Genomic DNA, 23,660 nt, shown 5'->3' on the forward strand with positions numbered 1-23,660 from the left:
GGCTCATAGCCAATATACTCAGTGGGTCTCCGGTTGTCCGCCTTTCTGAACAGGGCGGACACCGGTACGACCGCCGATTTCGGGCGACGCGGGGGATCGTCCGAAATCGGCGGTTCCTTGGCATGCGAGGCGGGGCAAGGCCGCAGTTCTGGGGCCCGCGGCTGGTGGCCGCCGCTCAGGGAGGGCTTCCGGCCGGATACGACGGAGCCTTGGCTAGCGCGGTCATCGCCGCCGAGTCTCGCAGGTGGTCCCGGTGGCGGGGCGGCGGGGGCCAGGCGCGGCGGAGCTGCCCCAGCCCGCCCTTCATGCCGTCCATGTCGTCCGTCCTCTGTGCGGGGTGACCTGCCGCTGTGACCGACGTCGCAGCCAGGTGACTGACGTCGCAGCCAGCGGCCGCGGGCCCTCGTCCGTGCGGCAGGCCTGGTCTACTGGCGAGAAGCTGTCCGGCCTGGCTGGGCGCCGACCGGGCGTCCGGCGTTCCGGCAGGGTTCCAAGGGGGCAGATTCACCGGATGAACGCAGCTGAGTGGGATCGTACGACCATGGCCGTGGTCGCTTGCGCCCTCGCCAACGACAGTGAAGGCGCCGGAGCCCTGCTCGACCCCCTCGACACCAGGGACCTCCGGCACATCGTCGTACGTCTCGCCGCGATGACCGCGCAGGCCCTCCTCATGGAGGGAGACGACGCGGGCAGGGCCAGGGACGAGGTCACCGCTCGCTGGCGGGCGAGCATCCTCGAACGCGAGATCCGGCGGGACGGCACCGGCTGACCGGGCCGCGCAGACGGGCAGGCCGCTGCCGCCCCCCCCCGGGAAATGCCAGCGGATCAGCGCACCGGGCTGCCACGCTGCCCGGGTGAGCCGTGACCTGATCTCCCGCCGCGCCCATGCCGACCACCCGATCACCGCGCCCCTCGGCGACGACTCCGTGCACCGGCTCCTGGAAAGAGCCGTTCACCACGACGCGGAGGCCGCCGAAGCCCTCGCGGCAGCGGCCGCCCACCGGGAAGGGTGGCTGCGCGTCTACCGGGACACCTGGGGTTTCGTCAGCCTCGTCCTGCGGCGGACAGCGGGCTGGCGGGACAGCGGACTGGCCGGACTGGCGGCGCCCGGCGACCCCCTGGGGCGTCGGCGCCCTCACCGCGCCTTCTTCCGGTCGAACCAGACGGTGGCGAGGATGGGCACCAGTCCGCACCAGAAGAGCGCCTGGGGCACCGTGCGTTCCGACCAGGGCACCTGTGCGATGAGCAGGGCACAGAGCATGGCCCCGGCCGCCTGGCCCAGCACGATCCGGGCCCACAGCCCACGGCGGACCAGTGACCGCACGTTCCACGGCACACCGGTGCGCAGCCTGCGGTACCGGCGCCAGGCGCCGAACGCCCATACCGCGCCCATGAGCACAAGGGCCCACAAGCGGGTGCCGAGTGGTACCGGCAGGGCGTGCGCCGCCTCGCCCTCTTCGGGGAAGAGGTCGACCATCGCGCCCGAGATCGCCAGGCAGATCAGCGCGAGGCGGCCTGGGCGGCGCACGGCGATGTCCACGTCCATGCCACCGCGGGCGGGGGCCGGGACCCGAGCGCGCCGACCGGGCACCGCACCGCGGGCCGCCGCGGAGGCGCGCTGCCGCCCCAGCAGGGCAGTCGCCCTGCCCAGCGTCCCGTACGTACACCGCGCCCGATACGCTGCCGGTCCCCCCACACCACACCGCACACCACCACGCCCGGGGACCCGTATGCGCATCCGTACCGCCGCCATCACCGCTGCCCTGCTCGCCCTGTCGCTCACCGCGTGCGGCGACAGTGACAGCGACGACGACAAGGCCGCCCAGAAGGACAAGACCAGCACCGCTCCGGCCGCGGACGACGGCAAGGCCGCGTTGGAGAAGTCCGTACGCGAGTACACCACCGCGTTCTTCAAACCGGACAAGAAGGGCGGTTACGCCATGCTGTCCGAGCGCTGCCGGACGGAGATCGACCGCGAGTCGTGGGCGTTCATGCTGGACCAGGCGAGCGCCGACTACGGGCCGCGGAAGGTCAAGAGCCTGAAGGTCGATGAGATCTCCGGCGACACGGCCCGCGTGTCCTACGGCATCGGGCTGCCGGAGTTCGACAAGAAGAAGCAGTCGTGGGCCCGCGAGAGCGGCGAGTGGAAGTTCGACGGCTGCTGACAAGCAGTACTGCCGGACGCCGGGACGCGGTGTTGCCGCTCCTGGCGCCCGGCGCCGTCCGTCTGCGGCGGCGTCAGGGCCGATGGGACGGCGCCGGGAAGCGGACCAGCCTGGGGCTGGCCCCCGGCCCGTCCAAGGAGTCGTCGCCTCGCACGGCGGGGCCCCCTCGGAGGCGGGGGTGTCCTCGCCTCCGAGGGGGCCGTGGCCGAAAGTGGTTCAGCGATGAGGTGTCAGTCGAGCTTGGTGCCCATCTTGTGGGCGAACTCCCGCCACATGTCCCCGGCGAACCGCTTGTTGATGTTGTCGGGCACGGTCGGATTCTTGACGAAGCCCTGGACGTGGAGCTTCAGGTAGCCCTTGTCGCCCGTGTAGAAGTTGAAGTAGACCTTCGAACCCTTGCCGTCGAAGTGCCCGCTCTCCGCGGTGAAGTACCAGGCGTTCTTCATGCTGGCGATGTTGTGGTGGCGGACCGGAGCGGCCTTGCAGACGAGGTACACCGCGCAGGCCTTCAGGTTGAGGCGCTGGTTCTCCTTGGGGAACTTCTTCGGCGCTCCCTTGACGGGGAAGGTGCAGTTGAAGCAGTTCTTCAGGACCTTTATCGCCGCAGCCGGACTCCTCTTGAGCCCCCCGTAGTGCGCGTTGCTGGGCTTGACGGTCAGTCGCATGTCGTACAGCTCGCGCAGACCCGCGGCGGAGGCGCCCTGAGGCGCCACCGTGTTCACGGCGGCGGCCTCGGCCGCGGGCTTCGGCGCCGGAGCGGCCGCCTGTGCCTGAGCGGGGGCGGCGGCGGCCAGCAGGCCGACGGCGGCCATCGAGGCCAGAGCCCGTCCCGTAGAGATGTTCATGGTTGTTCCCCTGTGGTCGTGATCAAACTTCTTGATCTTGTGCGGCCATAAAGATGCCGCACCCGTGTTACCTGCGTGTAACACGGGTTGGCCGAATCGGCGCGGTTCCTTTCTCCCGCCGCACCGTTCGTTCGCGCCACGGCCGCGCCGTTGCCTCGTTCGCTTCCGCGGCGGTCTCCGCTGGACAGCGGCCACAGCCGGTCGCTGTGGCGTCGCGTGGCGGCTTTACGAAGTGCCCTAGCTGCTCTAGGTTAGAACCTAGAGCTATTAGGTTATGGCTTGTTTGATTCCCGGAGCGCAAGGAGGTGCCGCATGGTGCGCGCAGGGCTGACCGCTGCCCGACTGACGGAGGCGGCCGCCGAGATGGCGGATGAGGCGGGGCTCGACAAGCTCACGCTGTCCGCGCTCGCGCGGCGCTTCGGCGTCAAGGACGCCAGCTTGTACTCGCATGTGAAGAACCTGCGGGACCTGCGGGTCCGGGTCGCCCTGCTGGCCAGCGAGGAGCTGACCGACCGCATCGCGGACGCCGTGGCGGGCCGGGCGGGCAAGGACGCGCTCGTCGCGTTCGCCAACGCCTACCGGGACTACGCCCTCGCGCATCCCGGCCGTTACGCGGCGACCCAGCTGCGGTTCGACCCGGAGGACGTCGCCGACTCCGCCGGTTTCCGCCGCAGCGTCGAGCTGACCTACGGCATGCTGCGCGCCTACGGCCTCGCCGAACCGGATCTGACCGACGCGGGCCGCCTGCTGCGCAGCACCTTCCACGGCTACATCCAGCTGGAGTTGGGCGGCGGCTTCGGACATCCCCGCGACGTCGCGGAGTCCTGGACGCGTTCACTCGGCGCCCTCCACGTGCTCCTGGAGAGCTGGCCACCACACGACGAGGAAAGCCCCTGATGGACAAGCCCGAGGCCGGGACCCTCACCGTTCCCGGCGCCACCCTCCACTACGAACAGCGCGGCAGCGGACCCCTCCTGCTGCTGATCCCTGGCGGCGCCGCCGACGCCGGACTCTACGAGGGAATGGCCACCGAACTCGCCGCCCAGTACACCGTGGTCTCCTACGACCCGCGTGGCCTGTCCCGCAGCCCCCTCGACGGTCCGCTCACCGACCAGCGCGTGGATGTCTGGAGCGACGACGCGCACCGACTGCTCCAGCTCCTCTCGCCCGCCGAGCCCGCGCGCGTCCTCGGCAGCAGCTCGGGCGCCATCGTCGCGCTCGACCTGCTCGCCCGGCATCCGGAGCGGCTGCGCCGCGTGGTCGCGCACGAACCGCCACTGCTGGAGATGCTGGAGGACCCCGCGCCGCACCGGGCGCTCTTCGCCGAGGTGCGCGAGATCTTCCGCGAGGAGGGGGCCGGTCCCGCGATGGCGCGCTTCAGCGAGGGGCTGGGGGAGCGCCCGGCGGAGAGGGCGACCGAACTGCCGCCCGAGATCCAGGAGATGGCCCCCCGGATGCACGCCAACCTCCCCGTCTTCCTGGAGCACGTCCTGTGCCCGTTCACGGCGACTGTCCCGGACGTCGCCGCGCTGCGGGGCGTCGCGGACCGGCTGGTTCCGGCGGCCGGGCGGGACTCGCGTGACCTGCTGCCGCTTTACGGGCCGGCCGAGCGGCTGGCGCGGCTGCTCGGCGCCGAGCTCGTGGAGTTCCCCGGCGGGCACGTCGGCTGCACCGAGCACCCGAGGGAATTCGCCAGGCAACTGCTGGCGGTCCTGGCCTGAACCCGCGCGACACCAGGCCCCGGCGCCCTGCGGCGCACGATGATCCACCGGGTGCGCGCTAACCGGCGCCGCCCCGGTGCTCCAGTTCGCCGAGGAGCCGCCCGAGGACGGGCAGGGCCTGGTTGATCGTCTGGGCGTCCGGCTTCCCGAGGCGGGCTACGGCCTCGGCGAGGATCGCGGCGCTGGCCCGGTCGTAGCGGGCGAGCAGGTCGAGCGCGGCCGGGGTGGGCCGGAGTTCCACGGTGCGCAGGTCGGACGGGGAGGCGGTGCGTTCGATGAGTCCGGACGCGGTCGCCGCCCGTACGAGATTGCTCACCGTGGAAGGGGCGATCCTCAGCTGGGCGGCGGCTTCCCGGGGGCTGATCCGGTCGGCGTCGGCGAGCACGCGGAGCAACTCGATCTGCGCCTCGGGGAGATCGGGAAGGTCCTCGGCGCTGCGGGTCGCGCGCAGGATGGCGCGCCGCAGCGGCCCGAGGAGTCTGGCCAGCTCGGCCGCGGCAGTGTCCATGGCGACAGTCTGCCGCACGCCCGACAGCATTGATTTTGTAGCAAAACTATTTTGATGCAAAATAAAGAGAGGGGGGCCTGTCCGCTGACGTCCGAGGAGCCACACCATGTCGAAGACCGCAGCACCCACCACCGTCGAGCGCCCCGTGCCGGAGCAGGATCTGTCCGGCATCGTCGGCCATCGCTTCATCTACACGTACGCCAACGGCTGGCAGTACGAGATGTACGTGAAGAACGCGACGACCATCGACTACCGCATCCACACCGGGCACGTCGGCGGCCGGTGGGTCAAGGGCCAGGAGGTCGATCTGGTCATGCTGACCCAGGGTGTCTACAAGGTCTCCTGGAACGAGCCGACCGGCACCTCGGTCAGCGTCAACGTCGTCCCCGCCGAGCGGGTCCTGCACGGCGTGATCTTCTTCCCGCACTGGATACAGGAGTACGGCGAGCGCACCGTGCTCTTCCAGAACGACCATCTGGACGAGATGCGCGCGTACCGCGACAAGGGGCCGACGTACCCGATCTTCACGGTCCCCGAGTTCGCCAGGATCACCCGCTTCGAGTACGTCGGTGAGGACGACGAAGAGGTCATCTCCGTCGCCCCGTCCGACCTGCCCGAAGGCTGGGCCGACCAGGCCAACTGAGCTTGGCTTCCCCCCTCGCGGCACCGGACAGCGCCCCGATCACCGCCGCGGTCCGGCGCCGTGAGGCCCTCCGGCCCGGCCGTGGCGACGGACGGCCGGACCTCGCGGGCCCGTGCCCAGCCCGCTGTCCCCCAGGCCAACTCACCGACGCGCGCGGCGTGCCCGCGACCCCGCATGACCGCTGCCGTGCCTGCCCGCTGCCGTACCTTCCCGCAGCGCACCTTCCCGCGCCGCATCGCCGCGTGACGCGGCTCGCCACTTGCCATCCCGGATGTCCCGGCCCGGCCCCCACGAGCACCTGACCGCGGGACCGCTGCCCCACCTGGCCGGTGGGGCGCGGCCCGGGCTCGTAAGAGGGCCACCGCCTCATGCCCCTGGGACACCGGGCGGCCGACCTTTGTGGAGACAGATTCCGACAGCACAACGGAACGAGCCATCTCATGGCCATCTCCACCACCACCGCCATCACGACCACCCGTCCCGCCATCACGACCACCCGCACCGCGAACGCGCCCACCGCGACCGCGCCCGCCGCCACCCCTGGCACCGGTACCGTCGCTCCCACCGCGCGGATCGCCATCGACCGGGCCATCCTCTCCGGCAGCGTCCACTACCCCGTCCTCGTACGCGGTGGGGACGAGGCGTGGGAGGAGCTGACGCGGATCGCAGCCGGGCTGGCACCGGACGTCTTTCTGCTGGTCAGGCGGTCGGGACTGCCTGCGGACCACCGTGCCCGGGTACTGCGCCGACTGGCTGTCGTCGCTCCCGTGCGGGAGCTGGAGGCGCCCACCGCGGACGCGGCCTGGGACGTCACCCCCGCACCGGGTTCGGTCGTCGTCGCCCTGGGCGGCAGCAGCGTCATCGACGCCGCCGCCCGGCTGGCCGCCCGCGCCGGTGGCCGCCCCCGCATGCTCGTCGTGCCGACGACAGTGCGGGCGATGACCGACTCCGCCCTGACGCTGGAGCGCCCGGCTACACCCGGCCTGGCCCCCGCCCTCGTCTGGGCTCAGCTGGACCTGCTGCGCACCCTGCCCCCGGAGGATCTTCGCTCGGGCCTGGCCGCGCTGGTCAGGAACGTGCTGGCGGTCAGCCCCGCCTTCTACGACGTCGTCGGCGGCTTGCTCCGACCGGACACCACCGGCTTCGAGCCGCAGTTGATGGCACGCGCTGTCGCGCTGAGCGCCGAGATCCGGGCCACGCTCATGTACTACGACCCGCGCGAGCAGGGCCCGGCCATGGCGTTCCACTACGGGCGCACCGTCGCTGACGCCCTGCTGGCGCTCGGCACCGGGCTGACCCGCGGGGACGCGGCAGCGCTCGGGATGCTCGTCGCCGCGCGGATCGCCGTACTCCTCGGCCTGCTGGACCCGGCCGCCGAGCGGGCGCACCACGAGCTGATGGCCCGCTGGGGAGCGCCCCGGGTGCTGCCCGCCCCGGCTGCCGCCGCCGACGTGGTCAGCGTGATCCGGCGCGGCCGCGCACCGGGACCGGTGCCCGCCCCGTACTCCGGTCCCACCCGGATGGTGATGCTCGAAGAACTCGGCCACCCCCACATGGTGCGCGGCCGCATGCTCACCGAGGTCGATGACGACGTGCTGGCCGCGGCACTCGACGTGATCACCCCGCGCGCCGAACCGCGCGCCGAACCGCGCCCCGGCTCTCGCCCGGCCCCCCGTACGACCGATCTGTTTCCCACCCTTCCATCCCTTCCGTCCCTGTGAGGAGAACCATGTCCACCCAGCTCGCAGCCCCACATGGGCTGTTCACCCACGGAACCCCGGCACGCGGCTGGACCGTCAGCACCGCCAAGCCCGTCAGCTACCAGGTCAGATTCGCACCGGATGTGCTCGCCCCGGACAACGGCGCCCTCGCGAGCGCGGGAGCCACCGCCGGGGAACCGGGCCCGGCCCGGGCCCTGCTGGTGGTCGAGGAGCGCGTCGACGCGCTGTACGGCGACCGGATACGCGCCTACTGCGAGGCCCGGCGCGCGCACGAGTACGCGATCCACGTACTGCCCGCCCATGAGCGGCTGAAGACCATGGACTCGGTGTTCTCCGTGGTGAAGGCCATGGACCGGTTCGGTCTTGACCGCCGCCGTGAGCCGGTCGTCGCGATCGGCGGCGGTGTGCTGCTCGACATCGTCGGCCTGGCCTGCGGCCTGTACCGCCGCAGCACCCCGTACGTGCGCGTGCCGACCACCCTGATCGGGCTGGTGGACGCCGGTGTCGGGGCCAAGACCGGCGTCAACTTCGGCAGCGGCAAGAACCGGCTCGGCACCTACCACCCGGCCACCGAGACCCTGCTCGACCCCGGCTTCCTCGCCACCCTGGACGCGCGCCATCTGAGCAACGGCATGGCCGAGATCCTCAAGATCGCACTGATCAAGGACTCATCCCTGTTCGATCTGCTCGCCCGGCACGGCGCGCACCTCGTCGCCGACCGCTTCCAGGGCACGGGAGCGCTCCGGGAGACCGCCCAGGACGTGCTGGGCGCGGCGGTCCAGGGCATGCTCGAAGAGCTCCACGACAACCTGTGGGAGCACCGGCTGGAACGTGTGGTCGACTACGGCCATTCCTTCAGCCCCACGCTGGAGATGCGGGCCCTGCCGTCGCTGCTGCACGGTGAGGCGGTCGCCATCGACATGGCACTCACCACCGTCATCGGCTGGCGGCGCGGGCTGCTGACCACCGCCCAGCGCGACCGCGTCCTGCACGTCATGCGCGCCCTGGCCCTGCCGGTCCGGCATCCGCTGTGCGAACCAGGTGTGCTGAGCGAAGCCCTCGCCGACACCGTCCGGCACCGCGACGGAAAGCAGCGGCTGCCCCTGCCCGTGGGCATCGGGGACGCCGTGTTCGTCAACGACGTGACGACCGGCGAACTGGCCCGCGCCGCCCACGACCTGTCCGTGGGGGAGGCGTCCCATGCGTGAAGCAGTCGTCGTCGCCGATGTGCGCGCCCCCGCCGACGTCCACGGTGTGCACGCCTCCACGGGGCTGTCCCGCTGGATGTGCCTCGCCCGCCGCACGGGCCTGCACGGCGGCTGGGAGGCCGTCGAGTGGGCCTGGCTGCCGCCCGGCGGTGTCAGCGGGGAGCACCTGCACTCCCGCACCGAGGAGCTGTACTTCCTGCTCTCCGGGCGCGGCGAGATCTCCCTCGACGGCCGGCCGCACCCGGTCCGGGCGGGCGACACCGTCCTGACGGGCCTCGGGACCCGGCACGCCCTGCGCAATACCGGGCGTGAGCCGCTCGCCTGGTTCGTCATCGAGCTTCCCGCCCCGCACCCCACGAACGCCCCGCACCCCACGGCCACCGCCAACGCCCGTACCGCCTCCGAGGAGTTCCCCATGGCCACCGCCCGCAGCGCCGTCATCCCCGACCTGCGCACCACCGGACCCGTGGACGCCTCCACCGTGCTGACCGGCCCGCTGCGCACGGTCCGCCTCGTCCACCTGCCGCCCGCGGACCGCGCCGTCCTGCGCGCGGACGGCGAGGAGCACACCGTGTTCGTCACCGGCGGCACCGGCACCGCGCGCACCACCGGCTGCGAGGTGGCGCTGGCCCCCGACACGGCGCTGACCCTGCCCCTGGGCACGTCGGCGGAGCTGAGCGCCGGGCCGCACGGTCTTGAGTACTTCCACGCCGTCCTGGCCGTACCGGATGGAGACCACCAATGATCGTCCACTCCGGCGACCGTCCGTCCGTCCGCCTCGGTCCCGGCGCCGAACGCACGAGCATCCGCTGCCTTGCCCGCCGCGGCATGCTGCACAGCGAGTGCGAGGCGTTCGACCACGTACGCCTCGGCCCGGGCACCCGCCTGCCGCCCACCGGCCGGGACGGCACAGAAGCCGCCTGGTACGTCGTGGCCGGATCGGTCACCGCCGATGGCCACTCCCCGGTGAGCGGGCGCGGCCTCGTCCTGGCCCCCGACGGCGAGCACCTGCGGCTGACCGCGGGACCGCGCGGCGCCGAGCTGCTGTGCCTCACCCTCACCCCTCTCGCGGTCACCCGCGCGCTGCCTCCCCGCAGCCCCAGCACCGCCCGCACCCCCACGAAGGAGAGCCCGTCATGACCTCACGCACCCCGTACCAGCCGCTGGTTCCCGGCGTCACCGCCGTCCACCACGTCGCCTACACCGTGCCCGACCTCGACGAGGCCGTCGCCTTCTTCACCGACGTACTCGGCGCCGAACTCGCCTACCGGACCGGTCCGGTGGACGACCCGGACGGCCCGTGGATGTCCCGCCAGCTGGGCGTCCACCCCAAGGCCGTCGCGCACATCGCCATGCTGCGCCTCGGCCCGGTCACCAACGTCGAGCTGTTCGCGTACTCCGCACCCGGGCAGCGCCGCGTGTACCCGCGCAACAGCGACTGGGGCGGCCACCATCTCGCCCTGTGGACCGACGACTTCGACGCCTCGCTGCGCCATCTCGCCGCGCAGCCCGGTGTCCACCCGCTCGGTGAGCCGCAGACCGTCAGCGCGGGCCCGATCGCCGGCGCCCGCTTCATCTACCTGCGGACACCGCCCGGCCTGCATATCGAACTCGTCCAGGCGCCCGCTCACGTGCCGTTCCACGACACCACCCCCGTCCGCCTGTTCCAGCCAGAAGGAGGCGCGTCATGACCGGCATCTGGGGGCCTGGCACCCCGCCCGTCGTATGCCAGGACCTGGACTACTACGACGCCGATGTGGCGATCATCGGGTCCGGGGCGGGGGGCGCCACCCTCGCCTGGGCCCTGGCCGCCACGGGCGCCCGCGTCCTGGTCGTCGAACGCGGCGGCTTCCTGCCGCGCGAGGACGCCAACTGGTCGCCCGAAGCCGTCTTCGGCGAAGCCCGCTATCACAACGCCGGTACGTGGCGAACCGGCGAGGGCCGGTCCTTTACCCCCGCCGCGCACTACTACGTGGGCGGCACCACCAAGGTCTACGGCGCCGCCCTGCCCCGGCTGCGGGAGAGCGACTTCACGGCCACCGAACAGGTGGAGGGCAACTCGCCCGCCTGGCCGTTCGGCTACGACGACCTGGAGCCGTACTACGCCCAGGCCGAAAGGCTGTACCGGGTGCACGGGCAGGACGGCGCCGACCCCACCGCCCCACCGCGCTCCGCGCCCTACCCGTATCCGCCCGTCGACCACGAACCCGTCATCAGTGAACTGGCGCGCAGACTCCAGGACCAGGGACTCCACCCCTACCCCATCGAGCTCGGCGTCGATTTGCGCCCGGGCGGTGCCTGCCTGCGCTGCGGAACCTGCGACGCCTTCCCGTGCCGGGTGGGCGCCAAGAGCGACGCGGAGACCCGCGCCCTGCGCCCCGCGCTGCGCTCCCCGACGGTGCGGCTGCTCACCCACACCCGCGTGGTGCGGCTGCACACCGATGTGACCGGGCGGACGGTCACCATGGTGGACGCGGAACGCGGCGGGCGCACGGTCCGCGTCCGGGCCGGCACGGTCGTGGTCTCCTGCGGTGCCATCAACTCCGCCGCGCTGCTGCTCCGCTCGGGCGGCGCCGCCCACCCGCGCGGCCTGGCCAACGGCAGCGGGCTGGTCGGCCGCAACCTGATGACGCACAACAACAGCGTCCTCGCGGCCGTCGACCCGCGCCGCCGCAACCCGGTGACCTTCCAGAAGACGCTGGCCGTCAACGACTTCTACCTGCCCGGGGAGCACACCCCGCACCCGCTGGGCAACCTCCAGCTCATGGGCAAGGTGCGCACCGCCGCCCTGACCGCCGCCCACCCGCGGCTGCCCCGCCGGCTGCTCGGCGCCCTGGCGGCACGCAGTGTCGACTGGTGGGTGATGTCGGAGGATCTGCCCGACCCGGGCAACCGGGTACTGCCCGCCCCGGACGGCGGCATCACCCTGTGCGTACGTCCCACCAACACCCGGGCCCACCGCGACCTGGTGCGCGGCGCGGCCCGCATGATGCGCCGCGCCGGATACCCGCTGGTCCTCACGCAGCGGATGGGCGTGGAGGCCACCGGCCATCAGTGCGGCACGACCGTCGCCGGGCATGACGAGGCGCGCTCGGTCCTCGACCAGTACTGCCGCAGCCACCAGGTGCGCAACCTGTTCGTCGTCGACGGCGGCTTCTTCCCGTCATCGGCCGCGTCCAACCCGACCCTGACCATCGCCGCGCAGGCACTGCGTACGGCACGCGAAGGCGGCGTCCTGCCGTGAGTGACACCGCCCCAGCCACATCCCGAGAGGAGACGACCATGCCCGACACGACCGCCACCGCCATGGCCACCGCCGCCGTGGTCCGCGACCGCGGGGGCGATTTCGCCCTCGAAGAGGTACGCGTGGGACCACCGCGCCCGGACGAGGTCCTCGTGCGGGTCCGCGCCGCCGGCATCTGCCATACCGACCTCAGCGTCCGCGCCGGTCACACCCCCTTCCCGGTGCCCGCCGTCCTCGGGCACGAGGGGACCGGCGAGGTCGAGGCCGTCGGCGCCGCCGTCACTTCCGTCGCGCCCGGGGACACCGTCGTCATGAGCTTCGCCTCCTGCGGCGTGTGCCCGGCCTGCCACACCGGCCACCCCGTGCGCTGTGCCCACTGGCCCGCGCTGAACCTCTTCGGCGGCAGCCGCCTCGACGGCAGCCCCACCCTCCACGGCACCGGCCGGCATGCCGGCGACACGCTGCACGGGCACTTCTTCGGCCAGTCCTCGTTCGCGACGCTCGCCCTGGCCCGCGCACGCGACGTGGTGCCCGTCCCCGCCGACCTGCCGCCCCATGTGCTGGCTCCGCTGGGCTGCGGCGTACAGACCGGGGCGGGCGCCGTGCTCAACGTGCTGCGCCCCGAAGCGGGTGACACCCTCGCCGTCTTCGGCACCGGCTCCGTGGGGCTGGCCGCCGTCATGGTCGCCCGCCTCACGGCCGCCACCCGCGTCATCGCCGTGGACCCGGCGCCCCAGCGCCGCGCCCTGGCCCGGCGGCTCGGGGCCACCGACACGGTCGATCCCCGCGACGCCGACCCCGTAGCCGCACTCCAGGACCTGACCGGCGGCCGTGGCGCGGACCGCGCGCTGGAGACCAGCGGCCGTCCGCACGTCCTGCGGCAGGCCGTGGACGGTCTTGCGGTCGGCGGCGTGTGCGGCGTGGTCGGCGCGCCACCCGCCGGGACGGAGGTCCGACTCGACGTACCGCGGCTGCTCGACCGGGGGCCGCGGATCGTCGGCGTGAACCAGGGGGGTGTCGTGCCGCGCGTCTTCATCCCCGCGCTGATCGACCTGCACCGCGCGGGGCGGCTTCCGGTGGACGCGATCGTGGAGACCTTTCCCTTCGCGGCGATCGAGGAGGCCGCCGCGGCGGCCCATGACGGGCGGGTCGTCAAGCCGGTCCTGACCATGTCCTGACGGGCTCCCCGGAGGTTCGCCCACGCTCTCGATCAAGCAGGCGGAAAATCCCCTTCTGAGTCGAAGGTCGCTGTTAGGGTCGTTTTGTGCCTGAAGAGGGTGAAAATCCCGGAGTCGCTGATCGGCCCGCGCTCCGTACGGTCATCGTCGAAGACCATCCGCTGTTCCGCAGCGGACTCAAGGCCGCCCTGGAGAGCCTGGGCGAGGTCATCGTCGTCGGTGAGGCGGGGACCGTCGCCGAGGTGCCCGAGACCGTGGCACGGCACCGGCCCGAGGTCGTCATCATGGACCTCGGCCTGCCGGACGGCTCCGGCATCGACGCCATCCGGCAGCTGGCCGAGCTGCACCCGGGCCTGCCCGTCCTGACCCTCACCATGTCCGACGACGACGGTGACCTGCTGGCCGCGCTCCAGGCCGGGGCGCGCGGCTATGTCGTCAAGGGCGCCGGAGCCGACGAGGTCCTGCACGCCGTGCGGACCGTCGCCGCGGGCGGCGCCGTGTTCGGCGCCGGGGTCGCCGCCCGCCTGACAGGACTGGTCACCAGCGGCAGACGGCGCGACGCCGAGCAGCTCTTCCCGGTGCTGACCGCCCGCGAGTGCGAGGTTCTTGAGCTGATCGCGCGCGGCTTCGACAACCGACGCATCGCCCGCGAACTGGTCCTGTCCGAGAAGACCGTCCGCAATCACATCACCCACATCTTCGAGAAGCTGCATGTGGCCACCCGCGCCGAGGCCGTCGCCAGGGCGCGGGACGTCGGCCTCGGCGACGACGCCTGACCCCCTGATCCCGACCCCTGGTCCCAGCCGCGTTTCCGGGACCCGGACGGGACAGCGGTCCCATGCGCCTGGGACGGCCGGCAGCCCAGACTGAAAGGCCAGCCAGCGACGGCGAGGAGCGCACCATGTCCGGACCGCAGCCGAGGAGGACGCCGCGAACGGGCCCCGCCACGCTTCCGGCCTACGGCGTCTGCGTGGCCACCATGCTGTCGGGGCTCCTCTGGGTGATCCTCACCCTCACCCACCTCGATCATCCGGCGGTGGGGGAGGCCAGGCTCCACTTCGCGGCCATCAACATCCTGCTGGGACTCGGCCTCGCCCTGTCCGGCATGGCCTTCATCATCCGCCGCTCCGGGCGCGCCCTGGGCTGGCTGCTGCTGTCCACCGGCGCCATGTCCGCGGTGGGCGAGGCACTGTCGCTGGCCGCCGCACTCGTCGGCGTCGGCCCCGTGGTGTACACGGCCGTGGTCCTCGTCGCCGTCGTCGACTACGCGCTCTTCGGGGTGGTGGTGTACACGCTGCCCCTGTGGCTCCCCGACGGCAGGCTCCCCAGCGGGTGGGGCAGGGCCTACGTGGCCGTCCTGGCCCTGTGGAGCCTGGCGCAGCAGCTCTACGAGTTCGCCCTGAGCGAGACCTGGTACGACGTGCGCAACCCGCTCTTCCACGGGGCGTGGGCCCAGGCCCAGCAGTGGGCCGCCCCCGTCATGGACCCGGCCGTCGTGTGGGTACCACCGCTCGCCGTCGCCCTGGCCATCCTCGTCATGGCGGTCCGGTGGTACCGCTCACCAGCGTACGTACGCGGCTACTACTTCCTGGTCGCGCCCTACCTCCTGTGGGTCGCCGTGATGTACTTCGGCGCCTACGCCGACATCCCCGACAGCGTCCACATCGCCGCCCAGTACGCCGGCGCGGCCGTCTGGCCCGTGGCCCTCGGCAACCTCCACGCCCGGGAGCGGACGTGGCACCTGGACCGGGCGGCCCGCCGCGTCCTGACAGCCCTCCTGCTGACCTTCGTGCTGTTCCTGGCGTACGTCGGAGGCGGGCTGCTGCTGTGGAACCTCGCGCCCGGCTACCTCGACACCGCGGTGCTGCTCCCGGCCTGCGCGGCCCTGGTGATCGGCGCCCTGCTGCACCCCACGGCCCACTGGGCGGCGCGGATCGTGGACCGCTACTACTACGGCGCACGCGCCCAGCCCTACCAGGTGGTCCGCGACCTCGCCGACCGCCTCAGCAAGGCCCCCGACCCCGGCGAAGCTCCCCGGCTGCTGTGCACGACCGTCGTCGGCACCCTCGGGCTCACCGCGGCGGCGGTGACCGTGGACACCTACCACGGCCCCCGCGAGCTGGCCCGGCTCGGCGATCCGGGGCCCGTCGCCGAGGACTTCCCCCTCTGCCACCAGGGGGAGGAGATCGGGCGGCTGGCCGTGCCGCCGCGCCCCGGCGAGCTCGCCCTCGACCCGCAGGACCGGGAGGCCGTCCAGGTCCTCGCCGACCATGTCGCTCCCGCGGTCGCCTCGCTGCGGCTGTACGAGGAGCTGCAGAGCAGTCGCGAGCAGATCGTCCTCGCCCGAGAGGAGGAACGGCGGCGGCTGCGCCACGACCTGCACGACGGGCTCGGGCCCGCCCTGTCGGGCCTGCGCCTCCAGGTCGACGCGGCGGGCCGGGCCGCGCCGCCGGACATCGCGTCGCCGCTGCGTACCGTCTCCGCGGGCATCGGCCGTGCGATCGAGGAGCTGCGCCACATCACCGACGGCCTGGCGCCCGCCGCGCTGGACGGCGCCGACCTGCCCCGCGCGGTGCGGCAGCTGGCCGAGCACCTCAGCAGCCGGACACTGCGGATCTCGGTGGCCGTGCGTCCGGACCCGCTGCCGAAGCTGCCCGCCGCCCTCCAAGTGGCGATATACCGCATCACCGCCGAGGCGCTCAACAACGCCGTACGGCATTCGCACGCCGATCAGGCCCGCGCCACGGTCACCGTCGCCGACGGCACAGCGACCGTCCAGGTCGACGACAACGGCGACGGTTTCCCCGCGCACGAGCACAGCACCGGCGTCGGCCTGCGCTCCATGGCGGAGCGCTCCGGCGAACTCGGCGGCCAGTTCACCCTGACCAGCACCACCGACGGCACGGTGGTCCGCGCGGTCTTCCCCTCCCGCCCCGCGTCAGCCGCCCCCACCACGGCAGCGGGTCCCACGTCGCGGGGCGACATCGGGACAGCGATGGGACCCACGCCTCATGTGCCCGAGGCGGGGGACTCGCCAGACTCATAAGAGACGGATAAATACCGCTTAGCGACATTTATGGGAGTTTTCTTATGGGTCACATCCGAGCCAGGTCGGTAGCCAAAGCGGCCAGCGCCGTCATCGCCGCCGTCGCCCTGATCTGCCGTACGCCCGCGAAGCGCAAGCAGCCCAAGCAGCACCGCGCCCGCGCGGCGATGAGGCGCTGCATACCCCGGTGCAAGCCGTAACGGAGGTGGAAGCGCACGGAGCAGCGCCCGCAGGGCGGAAACGGCCAGTGGACCCGGGAATCCCCGGGTCCACTGTCATGCCGCACCACGCGGTGCGGTGCGGGGGGCGCCGACCGGTCACCACGCGCGGTTCGTCACCGGCCCGGCCACCCGGCCACGTGGCCGGTCAGCCCGCTGACCAGCCTCATCTCTGCGGTGCTTCCCCCGTGGAGAAGGTGAACGAGAACGCCGACGGCTCCGCCGACAGCCGGTGTGGCGGCAGCACGCCAGGCCCGCAGGACTGGCTGCCGATGCCGTGCTGGCCGTGGTCGAGGTTGAGCCAGATCATGTCGCCCGGCGTCAGCTGGGGAGTGTGCGTGGCCGCGTCCAGTTGCCCGGTCGTCCACCGCCGCGCGGTGAACCAGAAGGCCGGTTCGCCGTCGATCCGCAACCACGTGCCGTCGGCCCTGCGCAGCCGCGCCCACCGTACGTCGGCTCGCGCGCCGTTCTCCTGCGGCCGGACGTACGGGGTCTGCATCCCGTCGACCGGCATGCTGTACAGGCCGAGCCGCGAGGCGGCCCTCGTGTCGGGGTACGCCTCACCCGGCCCGCCGCCGTACCACTCGACCTCCCCGAGGCTCGCGCACACCCCCAGCCGCACGCCGAGCCGGGGCAGGGGGAAGTCCCAGTCGCCCTCCGGCGTCACCGTGACGTCGACGCGCAGCCGCCGGCCGGTCGCCGTCCAGTGGCAGTCGACGGCCAGCGCGCGGTCACTGGCCGCGGGGGCGACCCGGGACCGCACCGTCAGCGCGCCGTCCCCGGCCCGCACCTCGTCCGTGCGGTGCCGCATCCGGTGCAGGCCCGCCTGCCGCCACACCGACGCGTGACGGGTGTCCGGCTGCCACGGTGCCCCCTCGTCGTTGTCGGTCGGCGCCCGCCACACGTCCAGCGTGGGCCCCGCGACCCGGTAGCCGTCGAGATAGCCGAGCACGCCGGTCGTCGCGTCGAAGGTGCCGGGGCCGAGGATGATGACGTTCCCCTCGCCGCGGCGTGGCGCCACCGCCCGACCGCCCCAGGCCCCCACCGCGCCCGGCACGGGGCGGGCCTCCCCGGCCGGAGCCGCCGCGCGGGCCCGGCCCGGCAACTGCGCCCAGGCGACCTCGTGCCCCGCCGCCGCCCACGGCGTGTCCGCCGCCAGTTCGGCGCGCACCGTCCACACCGCCTCGCTGCCGGCCGGGCCGGGCCGCTCGGGCGCGGGCAGCTCTACGTCCGCCGACTCTCCTGGCGCGAGCGGCGGCACGGCGAGTTCCCCCCGGGCGACGGCCTCGCCCTCCACCTCGTACGACCAGCGGAAAGCCAACTGGGACAGGTCGGCGAAGTCGTACTGGTTGGTGACGCGCACTCCGCTGACGGCGCCGCCCGCACCGGCAGCGCCGCCCGCGGCGTCCGGGGTGCCCGCGATGGCCTCCATGCGGACGGGTTCGATGACCTTCTTGTACTCGATGAGACCGGGTGAGGGGGTGCGGTCGGGGAAGAGGAGGCCGTCGCAGACGAAGTTCCCGTCGTGCAGCTCCTCGCCGAAGTCGCCACCGTACGCGAAGTACGGCGTGCCGTCGGCGGCACGCCGGGCCAGCCCGTGGTCGATCCACTCCCAGACGAACCCGCCCTGGCAGCGCTCATGCGTCTCGAACAGCCGCTGGTACTCGCTGAGCCCACCGGGGCCGTTGCCCATGGCGTGCGCGTACTCGCACAGGATGAACGGCAGCGCGCGGCGCCGCGCGTCGAGTGCCGGGTCCGGCAGCGCGCCCTCGGCGCGCCGCCCGATCTCGGCGACCTCCTCGTGCGGGGCGTACATCCGCGAGTAGACGTCCACGTCGGCGCAGGACCGGTCGCCTTCGTAGTGCAGCGGACGGCTGGGGTCCCGGTCGCGGATGGCGTCGGCCATGGCGGACAGCCCCGCGCCGGTGCCGCACTCGTTGCCGAGCGACCACATGATGACGGCCGGGTGGTTCTTGTCGCGCTCGACGGTGCGCGCCGCGCGGTCGAGCAGGGCGGGTGTCCAGCGGTCGTCGTCCACCGGATTACGCCGCCAGCCCACGGCGTGGAAGCCGTGGGTCTCCAGGTCGCACTCGTCGATGACCCACAGGCCCAGCTCGTCGCAGAGGTCGAGGAACGCCGGGTGGGGCGGGTAGTGGCTGGTGCGTACGGCGTTGATGTTGTGCCGCTTCATCAGCAGCAGGTCCCGGCGCATCGTGGCGCGGTCGAGTGTGCGGCCTGTCTCGGGGTGGAACTCATGCCGGTTCACTCCCCGGAACAGCACCCGTTTGCCGTTCACCTTCAGCACACCGTCCTCGACGGCGACCGTACGGAACCCGATCCGCAGCGGCACGCGCTCACCCGCTGTGGCCAGCTCACCCGCGTAGAGCCTGGGCGTCTCCGCCGTCCAGGGCTCGACGGCGACGGTGGCGCTCTCCCCGGCGGCCAGGTCAAGTCCCAGCTCGGGCACGGTGACCCGGCCTTCACCCGCCCCGGCGGACGGCGCGCCCGGCGCGCAGTCGACGCGGAGCGTCCCGTGCCCGTCGCGGTGGTCGTACGAGGCATGGACGAAGAAGTCCGCCACGCAGTCGGCGGGCCGGTGCAGCAGCGTCACCTCGCGGAAGATGCCGGGCAGCCACCACTGGTCCTGATCTTCGAGATAGCTGCCCGACGACCACTGGTGTACGCGTACGGCGAGGACGTTTCCCCGCCGCCGCAGCAGCGGTTCACCGGCCCCCTCACCCGTGCCGCCCGATTCGGTCACCGTCTCCGTCTCCGTCTCCGTATCCGGGGTCTCGTCCTGGTCCGTTCCCGTGCCCAGCCGGAACTCGTGCGGCAACCGGCTGCCCTTGAAGTCGCCCAGCTCCCGGCCGTTGAGCCAGACCCGGGCGCAGGAGTCCACCCCCTCGAAGCGGAGCACCGCGTCCCCGGAATCCGGCCAGCCCTCCGGCAGGTCGAAGACGAGGCGGTGGTCGCCCGTGGGGTTCTCGGTGGGCACGCGCGGTGGATCGATGGGGAACGGGTAGCCGGTGTTGGTGTAGATCGGCGCGGTGGTCGGCCGTTCCCCGCCGGTGGCGCGCAGCCCCCAGTGCGAGGGGACCACCAGCTCCTCCCAGTCCGACGCGTCGTACTCCGGCCGCGCGAACTCCGGTCCCTGCGCCTCCGCGCTGGGTGACAGCCGGAAGCGCCAGACGCCGCTCAGGTCCAGGCGCATGGCGTCGGACACGGCGTACCAGGCCCGGGGCGGCAGGGTGCCGACGCCGGGCGAGACGTCCTCGTAGTACGGATACGGAGTCTCCGCGCGGTGGCTCATCCTTCTCCTCACTCGACTGCCGGGCTCGACCACGGCGAGTACCACACCCTGCCCGCGCCAACGTCGCGCCACGGTGGCGCTGAGGAAAAGGCGAGGCGACCTTTCGGCGACGACCGGGGCGCGCAGGACGCGGGCCTCGGTGGTCGGCCCTCGGCCGCGAGGCCCTGGCCGACCACCACCGGCCGTGAGCCCTGGGCCGTGAGCCCCCGGTCGTGAGTGTCCGGCCGTGAGCGCCTGGCCGCGAGCCCGGGGCCCGGTCGCTCGCACCGGGCCCCCGAGCCTGGAAGCCCCGTCGCGGCCTACCCTTCCGCGTCGCAGCAGGAGTCGCGGCGCAGCCTGCGGCCGACATCGAGCCAGCCCTCCCTCGCTGAAGAGACGCCCCCGCCGGACGCCTTGTCCCCCTCGTCGGCGCCGCCCGCCGCGCCGGGCCCCGGCAGCGTGTCCCCGGCGGGGAAGGCCGCCACCAGGTCCCGCTGCTCGTACGGCACTCCGCCGCGCAGCACCGACACCGTCCGGACGAGCGAGGCGAAGTCCGTGAACGGGTCGCCGTCCACCACCGTCAGGTCGGCGAGCTTGCCCGTCTCCACGGTGCCGAGATCCCGTTCCGCGCCGAACACCCGGGCGGGCAGCACCGTCGCGGTACGCAGTGCCTCGGCGGGGGACAGGCCGGCCCGGTGCAGAGCGCGAAGCCCCATGTGCAACCCAAGCCCCACTGGCACCAGCGGCGCGTCCGTGCCCAGCGCGACCAGACCGCCGTTGGCCAGCACCCGGCGGTAGACGTCGGTCTCCCGGCGGAGCGTGGCCAGCTGGTCGGCCGTCGGCGGCTGCCCGGCGAGCTGCCGTACGAGAGCGGTGTCCCAGGGCGGCATCAGCCGGGTGACCCGCTCGTCGTCGGCCAGCGAGGGCTCGGTGCCCACCAGCGGGGTCGAGGTGAACGGGGTGGCGACGAGATGGAAGTCCGTGGCCGAGTAGATCTCCGTCACATCCTGGTAGGCGCGCCCCGAGGCGGAGGTGGCGTGCCCGAACTCCAGGCGCTGGGTCGCCTGGAGATGGGTCGTCAGGTCCTGTCCGAGCTGCACGCCGGGTGAGCACAGATGGCTGCCGGACCTGACCCCGAGCCGCTCGTGGGCGAAGCGCGCCGCCTCCGCCATGATCCAGCCCGGAGCCCGCACATAGGTCTTGACGAAGTCCCAGTCCAGCGCCTGCCCGCGGGCCAGCGAGCGGCGCAGCCCGGCGCGGGTCCGGTGGGCGCGGCCCATGCTGTACGCGACGCGCGCGCCGTCGAGCAGTTCCCCAGTGGTCAGCAGCCGTGGCCCGGCGAGCACGCCCGCGGCGACCGCTTCGCGGATGCGGACCTGCTCGTAGGCGAAGCCACCGAAGGAGACGGCGGTGGTGATGCCGTAAGCGAGTTGCGAGGCGGGCTGGCGCCCACCGTAGGTGTACTGCCAGGGGTGGGTGTGCGCGTCCCACAGGCCCGGGATGACCGTGTGCTCGGAGGCGTCCACCCGGCGCGCGGCGCGGCGCCGCGCGCGATGGGGCTCGACGGCGGCGACGCGCCCGCCGCGTACCAGCACGTCGACGTCCTCACGGACCTTCTCGCCGGTGCCGTCCCACAGCCGTCCGGCGTGCACGACGGTGTCGGCCGGGCTCGGCCGCCGGTAGTCCAGCGGCACCCGGATGGTGCGCGGGTGGCCGCCCTTCGCGGGGATCAGCCGGAGCTTCCCGGCCGACAGGTACAGCAGGCTGCCGGAGTCACCGGACCACGAAGGGTGGTCGGCGCTCTCGTCGGTCAGCCGCCGCGGTGCGCCGTCGGGCGTGCCGTCGGGCCGTACCGGCAGCAGCCACAGGGCGGATTCGGTGATCACTGCCATCGAGCGGCCGTCCGGCGACCACACAGGACCGGAGTCGTAGCGGTCGGACAGTGACACATGCGGTGCGATCGCGTGCAGCCGCGCTGTGCCGCTCGCCGCTTCGACCACCCGGATCAGGTTGTAACCCTCCCGGAACCGCTGGTTGAGCCGGTTCCGGTCGCACAGCGCGATCCACCGGCCGTCAGGCGACCAGCTGGGCCTGCCGGGCAGCCCCCCGGCCCCCAATGGTGCGGCCAGCACGCGCTCCTCACCGGCCTCCAGGTCGCGCAGGACGAGGTTTCCCGACATGTCGACGCAAGTCAGCCGCGTGCCGTCGGGGGAGAGCGCGGGATGCACACGGCCACCGGAGGCCAGCTGCGTCTCCTCGCCGCTGCCGAGGTCGCGGCGGCGCACCGCGAACAGGCCGTCGCGGTCGTCGGCGTACACCAGAGCGCGACCGTCGGCGGTCCACGTGGGGGCCAGCAGATAGTGGGTCGGGCCGGTCCGCACCACGCGGCGCGGGGGGCGCCCGCCCGAGAGGTCGGCGACCCAGAGGGAGTCGAGGGCGGCGAAGGCGACCCGCCGCCCGTCCGGGGAGAGCGCGGGCAGGTGAACACCGCGCACCGGGCGCGCGCCGGCCCCGTCGAAGTCGTAGCGCTTGACGCGGTACCGGGGCCGGTCGACGGGCAGTGAGGCCGCGAACGGGATCGTCTCGGCTGCCGCCGGCGTTGTCCGTGTGGCCGCCCCCGTTGTCGTCCGAGTTGCCGTCCGTGCGGGTGTCGCTGCCGTCGTCGGGTGGGCGCCGCCCGCAGCCGTGCGCTCCGCGGCATGCGGAGTCCTCGGCCGTACGAGCTGGAACCGCCCGCCCACCGTGAGCAGCACCTGGTCACGCGAGACCCAGCGCGGCGGCACCGGCAGCACATCACCGTCGATCGGGACCGGCGTGCCGTTGACGACGAACGCGCAGGACGCCTTGGGCGCGGGCGTGGTGCGCAGATATCCGAGCGTGCCATCGGGCGCGACGGCGGGCGTCATGACCTGGGCCGTGCTGTCGTCGGCGTGCTCCACCGCGACCGGTCCCGTGCCGTCCGCGCGTACGGAGGCGATCGTACGGGCGTCGAGGGCGGTTCCCACCAGTCGTGCGCGGACGAAGAACACCCGCTCGCCGTCCGGTGACCACGTGGGGTCGAAGTCCTCCCAGGCGCCGTCCTGGTGCGGCCCTTCCTGGCCGGGCAGCCCGGTGATCCGGGTGAGCCGGTGGGTGGCCACGTCGAGGACCCACACCCGGTAGGGACTGCCCGCCACCGGGTCTCCGCCCCGCTCCGAGGCGAACGCGATCTTGGTGCCGTCCGGCGACCACGCCGGACCACGGTCGTCCCACGGGCCGTCCGTGAGCTGCCGCAGCCGCGAGCCGTCGGGGCGCAGGGTCCAGAGGTGGAAGGCGCCGCCCCGGTACGCGCAGACGGCGATCAGCTTGCCGTCGGGCGAGTGGACGGGCCGGGTGGGTTCCAGGTCGGTTGGGGTCAGCGCGGTGGCGTCGCCGCCGGAGCGCGGGACCGACCACAGGACGTTCTGCACCTCGGCGACCAGCCGGTCTCCGGCGGGGGAGAGCGAAGCGGCGCCATTGGTGGCAGCGGTGAACGACAGGGTGGTGGAGCGCGGCGTGGCAGCGGCGGCCGGTTCGGCGACGAGACCGGTGGCACCGGCCGTGCCCGCGACGGCGGCGGTGCCGACGGCTGCCTGCAAGAACGTGCGCCGGGACGGGACTGGGGGAGACGTGAGGGCGGCGGGCGTGCCGTCTGCTGGCGCCGCCGTCGCGCCGGGGCGGGGAGCGGGCGCGGCGTCAGGGAGGGGGTCGTGCGCGGTTTCGGTGCCATGCGCCGGGGGAGTGGCGCCGGAATGGCCAGTCGTGCCGGTGATGTCCAACGGTCCTCCTGGAACACGGGGATGGCGCGGGGCAGGAGAGGCGAACGGGGCGCTTGATCGTGACACAGCGGATGGCC

General features: G+C 73.1%; 20 protein-coding genes. 15 read left to right on the top strand and 5 right to left on the bottom strand.

Annotated elements, in window-relative coordinates; all coding sequences use genetic code 11:
* Positions 1-511 precede the first annotated feature (511 nt).
* Positions 512-769 carry a hypothetical protein gene (locus AC5P1B_RS00975; RefSeq protein ID WP_493884184.1) on the top strand — a complete coding sequence of 86 codons (258 nt, stop codon included), beginning with the start codon at positions 512-514 and terminating at the stop codon, positions 767-769.
* Between the two features lie 366 nt (positions 770-1,135).
* Here AC5P1B_RS00975 and AC5P1B_RS00980 read toward each other — a convergent pair whose 3' ends face one another.
* Complete coding sequence (locus AC5P1B_RS00980) at positions 1,136-1,546, bottom strand: hypothetical protein (RefSeq protein WP_493884185.1); 411 nt, start codon at positions 1,544-1,546, stop codon at positions 1,136-1,138.
* 184 nt (positions 1,547-1,730) lie between these two features.
* Here AC5P1B_RS00980 and AC5P1B_RS00985 point away from each other — a divergent pair, with 184 nt between their 5' ends.
* Positions 1,731-2,165, top strand: coding sequence for a hypothetical protein (locus tag AC5P1B_RS00985; protein ID WP_493884186.1), 435 nt, complete (start codon positions 1,731-1,733; stop codon positions 2,163-2,165).
* Positions 2,166-2,395: 230 nt separating this feature from the next.
* Here AC5P1B_RS00985 and AC5P1B_RS00990 read toward each other — a convergent pair whose 3' ends face one another.
* Complete coding sequence (locus AC5P1B_RS00990) at positions 2,396-3,010, bottom strand: hypothetical protein (RefSeq protein ID WP_493884187.1); 615 nt, start codon at positions 3,008-3,010, stop codon at positions 2,396-2,398.
* 312 nt (positions 3,011-3,322) lie between these two features.
* On the opposite strand from AC5P1B_RS00990, the gene AC5P1B_RS00995 reads away from it, so the two are divergent.
* Positions 3,323-3,907, top strand: a complete 585-nt coding sequence (locus AC5P1B_RS00995) for a TetR/AcrR family transcriptional regulator (protein ID WP_493884188.1) — start codon at positions 3,323-3,325, stop codon at positions 3,905-3,907.
* Positions 3,907-4,731, top strand: coding sequence for an alpha/beta fold hydrolase (locus tag AC5P1B_RS01000; RefSeq protein WP_493884189.1), 825 nt, complete (start codon positions 3,907-3,909; stop codon positions 4,729-4,731). The genes AC5P1B_RS00995 and AC5P1B_RS01000 overlap by 1 nt, the downstream gene beginning before the upstream one ends.
* Positions 4,732-4,789: 58 nt before the next feature.
* Here the strand turns inward: AC5P1B_RS01000 and AC5P1B_RS01005 are convergent, their stop codons facing one another.
* Positions 4,790-5,239, bottom strand: a complete 450-nt coding sequence (locus tag AC5P1B_RS01005) for a MarR family winged helix-turn-helix transcriptional regulator (RefSeq protein WP_493884190.1) — start codon at positions 5,237-5,239, stop codon at positions 4,790-4,792.
* 106 nt (positions 5,240-5,345) lie between these two features.
* Here AC5P1B_RS01005 and AC5P1B_RS01010 point away from each other — a divergent pair, with 106 nt between their 5' ends.
* From AC5P1B_RS01010 to AC5P1B_RS01060, 11 genes are all read left to right on the top strand, one after another.
* Complete coding sequence (locus tag AC5P1B_RS01010; protein ID WP_493884191.1) at positions 5,346-5,882, top strand: phenolic acid decarboxylase; 537 nt, start codon at positions 5,346-5,348, stop codon at positions 5,880-5,882.
* Positions 5,883-6,322: 440 nt separating this feature from the next.
* The gene (locus AC5P1B_RS01015) at positions 6,323-7,603 is read left to right on the top strand and encodes a 3-dehydroquinate synthase family protein (protein WP_493884192.1); all 1,281 of its coding nucleotides are present in this window, start codon (positions 6,323-6,325) and stop codon (positions 7,601-7,603) included.
* An 8-nt stretch (positions 7,604-7,611) separates the two neighbouring features.
* Complete coding sequence (locus AC5P1B_RS01020) at positions 7,612-8,811, top strand: sedoheptulose 7-phosphate cyclase (RefSeq protein ID WP_493884193.1); 1,200 nt, start codon at positions 7,612-7,614, stop codon at positions 8,809-8,811.
* Complete coding sequence (locus AC5P1B_RS01025) at positions 8,804-9,556, top strand: cupin domain-containing protein (protein ID WP_493884194.1); 753 nt, start codon at positions 8,804-8,806, stop codon at positions 9,554-9,556. Before AC5P1B_RS01020 ends, AC5P1B_RS01025 begins: the two co-directional genes overlap by 8 nt.
* A complete protein-coding gene (locus AC5P1B_RS01030; RefSeq protein ID WP_493884195.1) occupies positions 9,553-9,951 on the top strand; it encodes a hypothetical protein in 399 nt (132 codons plus the stop codon). Before AC5P1B_RS01025 ends, AC5P1B_RS01030 begins: the two co-directional genes overlap by 4 nt.
* Positions 9,948-10,502 carry a VOC family protein gene (locus AC5P1B_RS01035; RefSeq protein ID WP_493884196.1) on the top strand — a complete coding sequence of 185 codons (555 nt, stop codon included), beginning with the start codon at positions 9,948-9,950 and terminating at the stop codon, positions 10,500-10,502. The genes AC5P1B_RS01030 and AC5P1B_RS01035 overlap by 4 nt, the downstream gene beginning before the upstream one ends.
* A complete protein-coding gene (locus tag AC5P1B_RS01040) occupies positions 10,499-12,055 on the top strand; it encodes a GMC family oxidoreductase N-terminal domain-containing protein (RefSeq protein WP_493884197.1) in 1,557 nt (518 codons plus the stop codon). The genes AC5P1B_RS01035 and AC5P1B_RS01040 overlap by 4 nt, the downstream gene beginning before the upstream one ends.
* A 38-nt stretch (positions 12,056-12,093) precedes the next feature.
* A complete protein-coding gene (locus AC5P1B_RS01045) occupies positions 12,094-13,233 on the top strand; it encodes an NAD(P)-dependent alcohol dehydrogenase (RefSeq protein ID WP_493884198.1) in 1,140 nt (379 codons plus the stop codon).
* Between the two features lie 86 nt (positions 13,234-13,319).
* Entirely contained in the window at positions 13,320-14,009 is a 690-nt protein-coding gene (locus AC5P1B_RS01050) for a response regulator transcription factor (RefSeq protein WP_493884199.1), read from the top strand.
* A gap of 125 nt (positions 14,010-14,134) precedes the next feature.
* Entirely contained in the window at positions 14,135-16,279 is a 2,145-nt protein-coding gene (locus AC5P1B_RS01055; protein WP_493884200.1) for a GAF domain-containing sensor histidine kinase, read from the top strand.
* 44 nt (positions 16,280-16,323) lie between these two features.
* Positions 16,324-16,479, top strand: a complete 156-nt coding sequence (locus AC5P1B_RS01060) for a hypothetical protein (RefSeq protein WP_493884201.1) — start codon at positions 16,324-16,326, stop codon at positions 16,477-16,479.
* A 184-nt stretch (positions 16,480-16,663) separates the two neighbouring features.
* On the opposite strand, the gene AC5P1B_RS01065 is transcribed toward AC5P1B_RS01060, so the two are convergent.
* Together AC5P1B_RS01065 and AC5P1B_RS01070 are read right to left on the bottom strand one after the other, a co-directional pair.
* Complete coding sequence (locus tag AC5P1B_RS01065) at positions 16,664-19,807, bottom strand: glycoside hydrolase family 2 TIM barrel-domain containing protein (protein WP_493884202.1); 3,144 nt, start codon at positions 19,805-19,807, stop codon at positions 16,664-16,666.
* 299 nt (positions 19,808-20,106) lie between these two features.
* On the bottom strand, positions 20,107-23,403 hold the full coding sequence (locus AC5P1B_RS01070; RefSeq protein ID WP_493884480.1) for an amidohydrolase family protein: 3,297 nt from the start codon (positions 23,401-23,403) through the stop codon (positions 20,107-20,109).
* Between the last annotated feature and the right edge of the window lie 257 nt (positions 23,404-23,660).

It is taken from the genome of Streptomyces sp. A01, assembly GCF_059026195.1.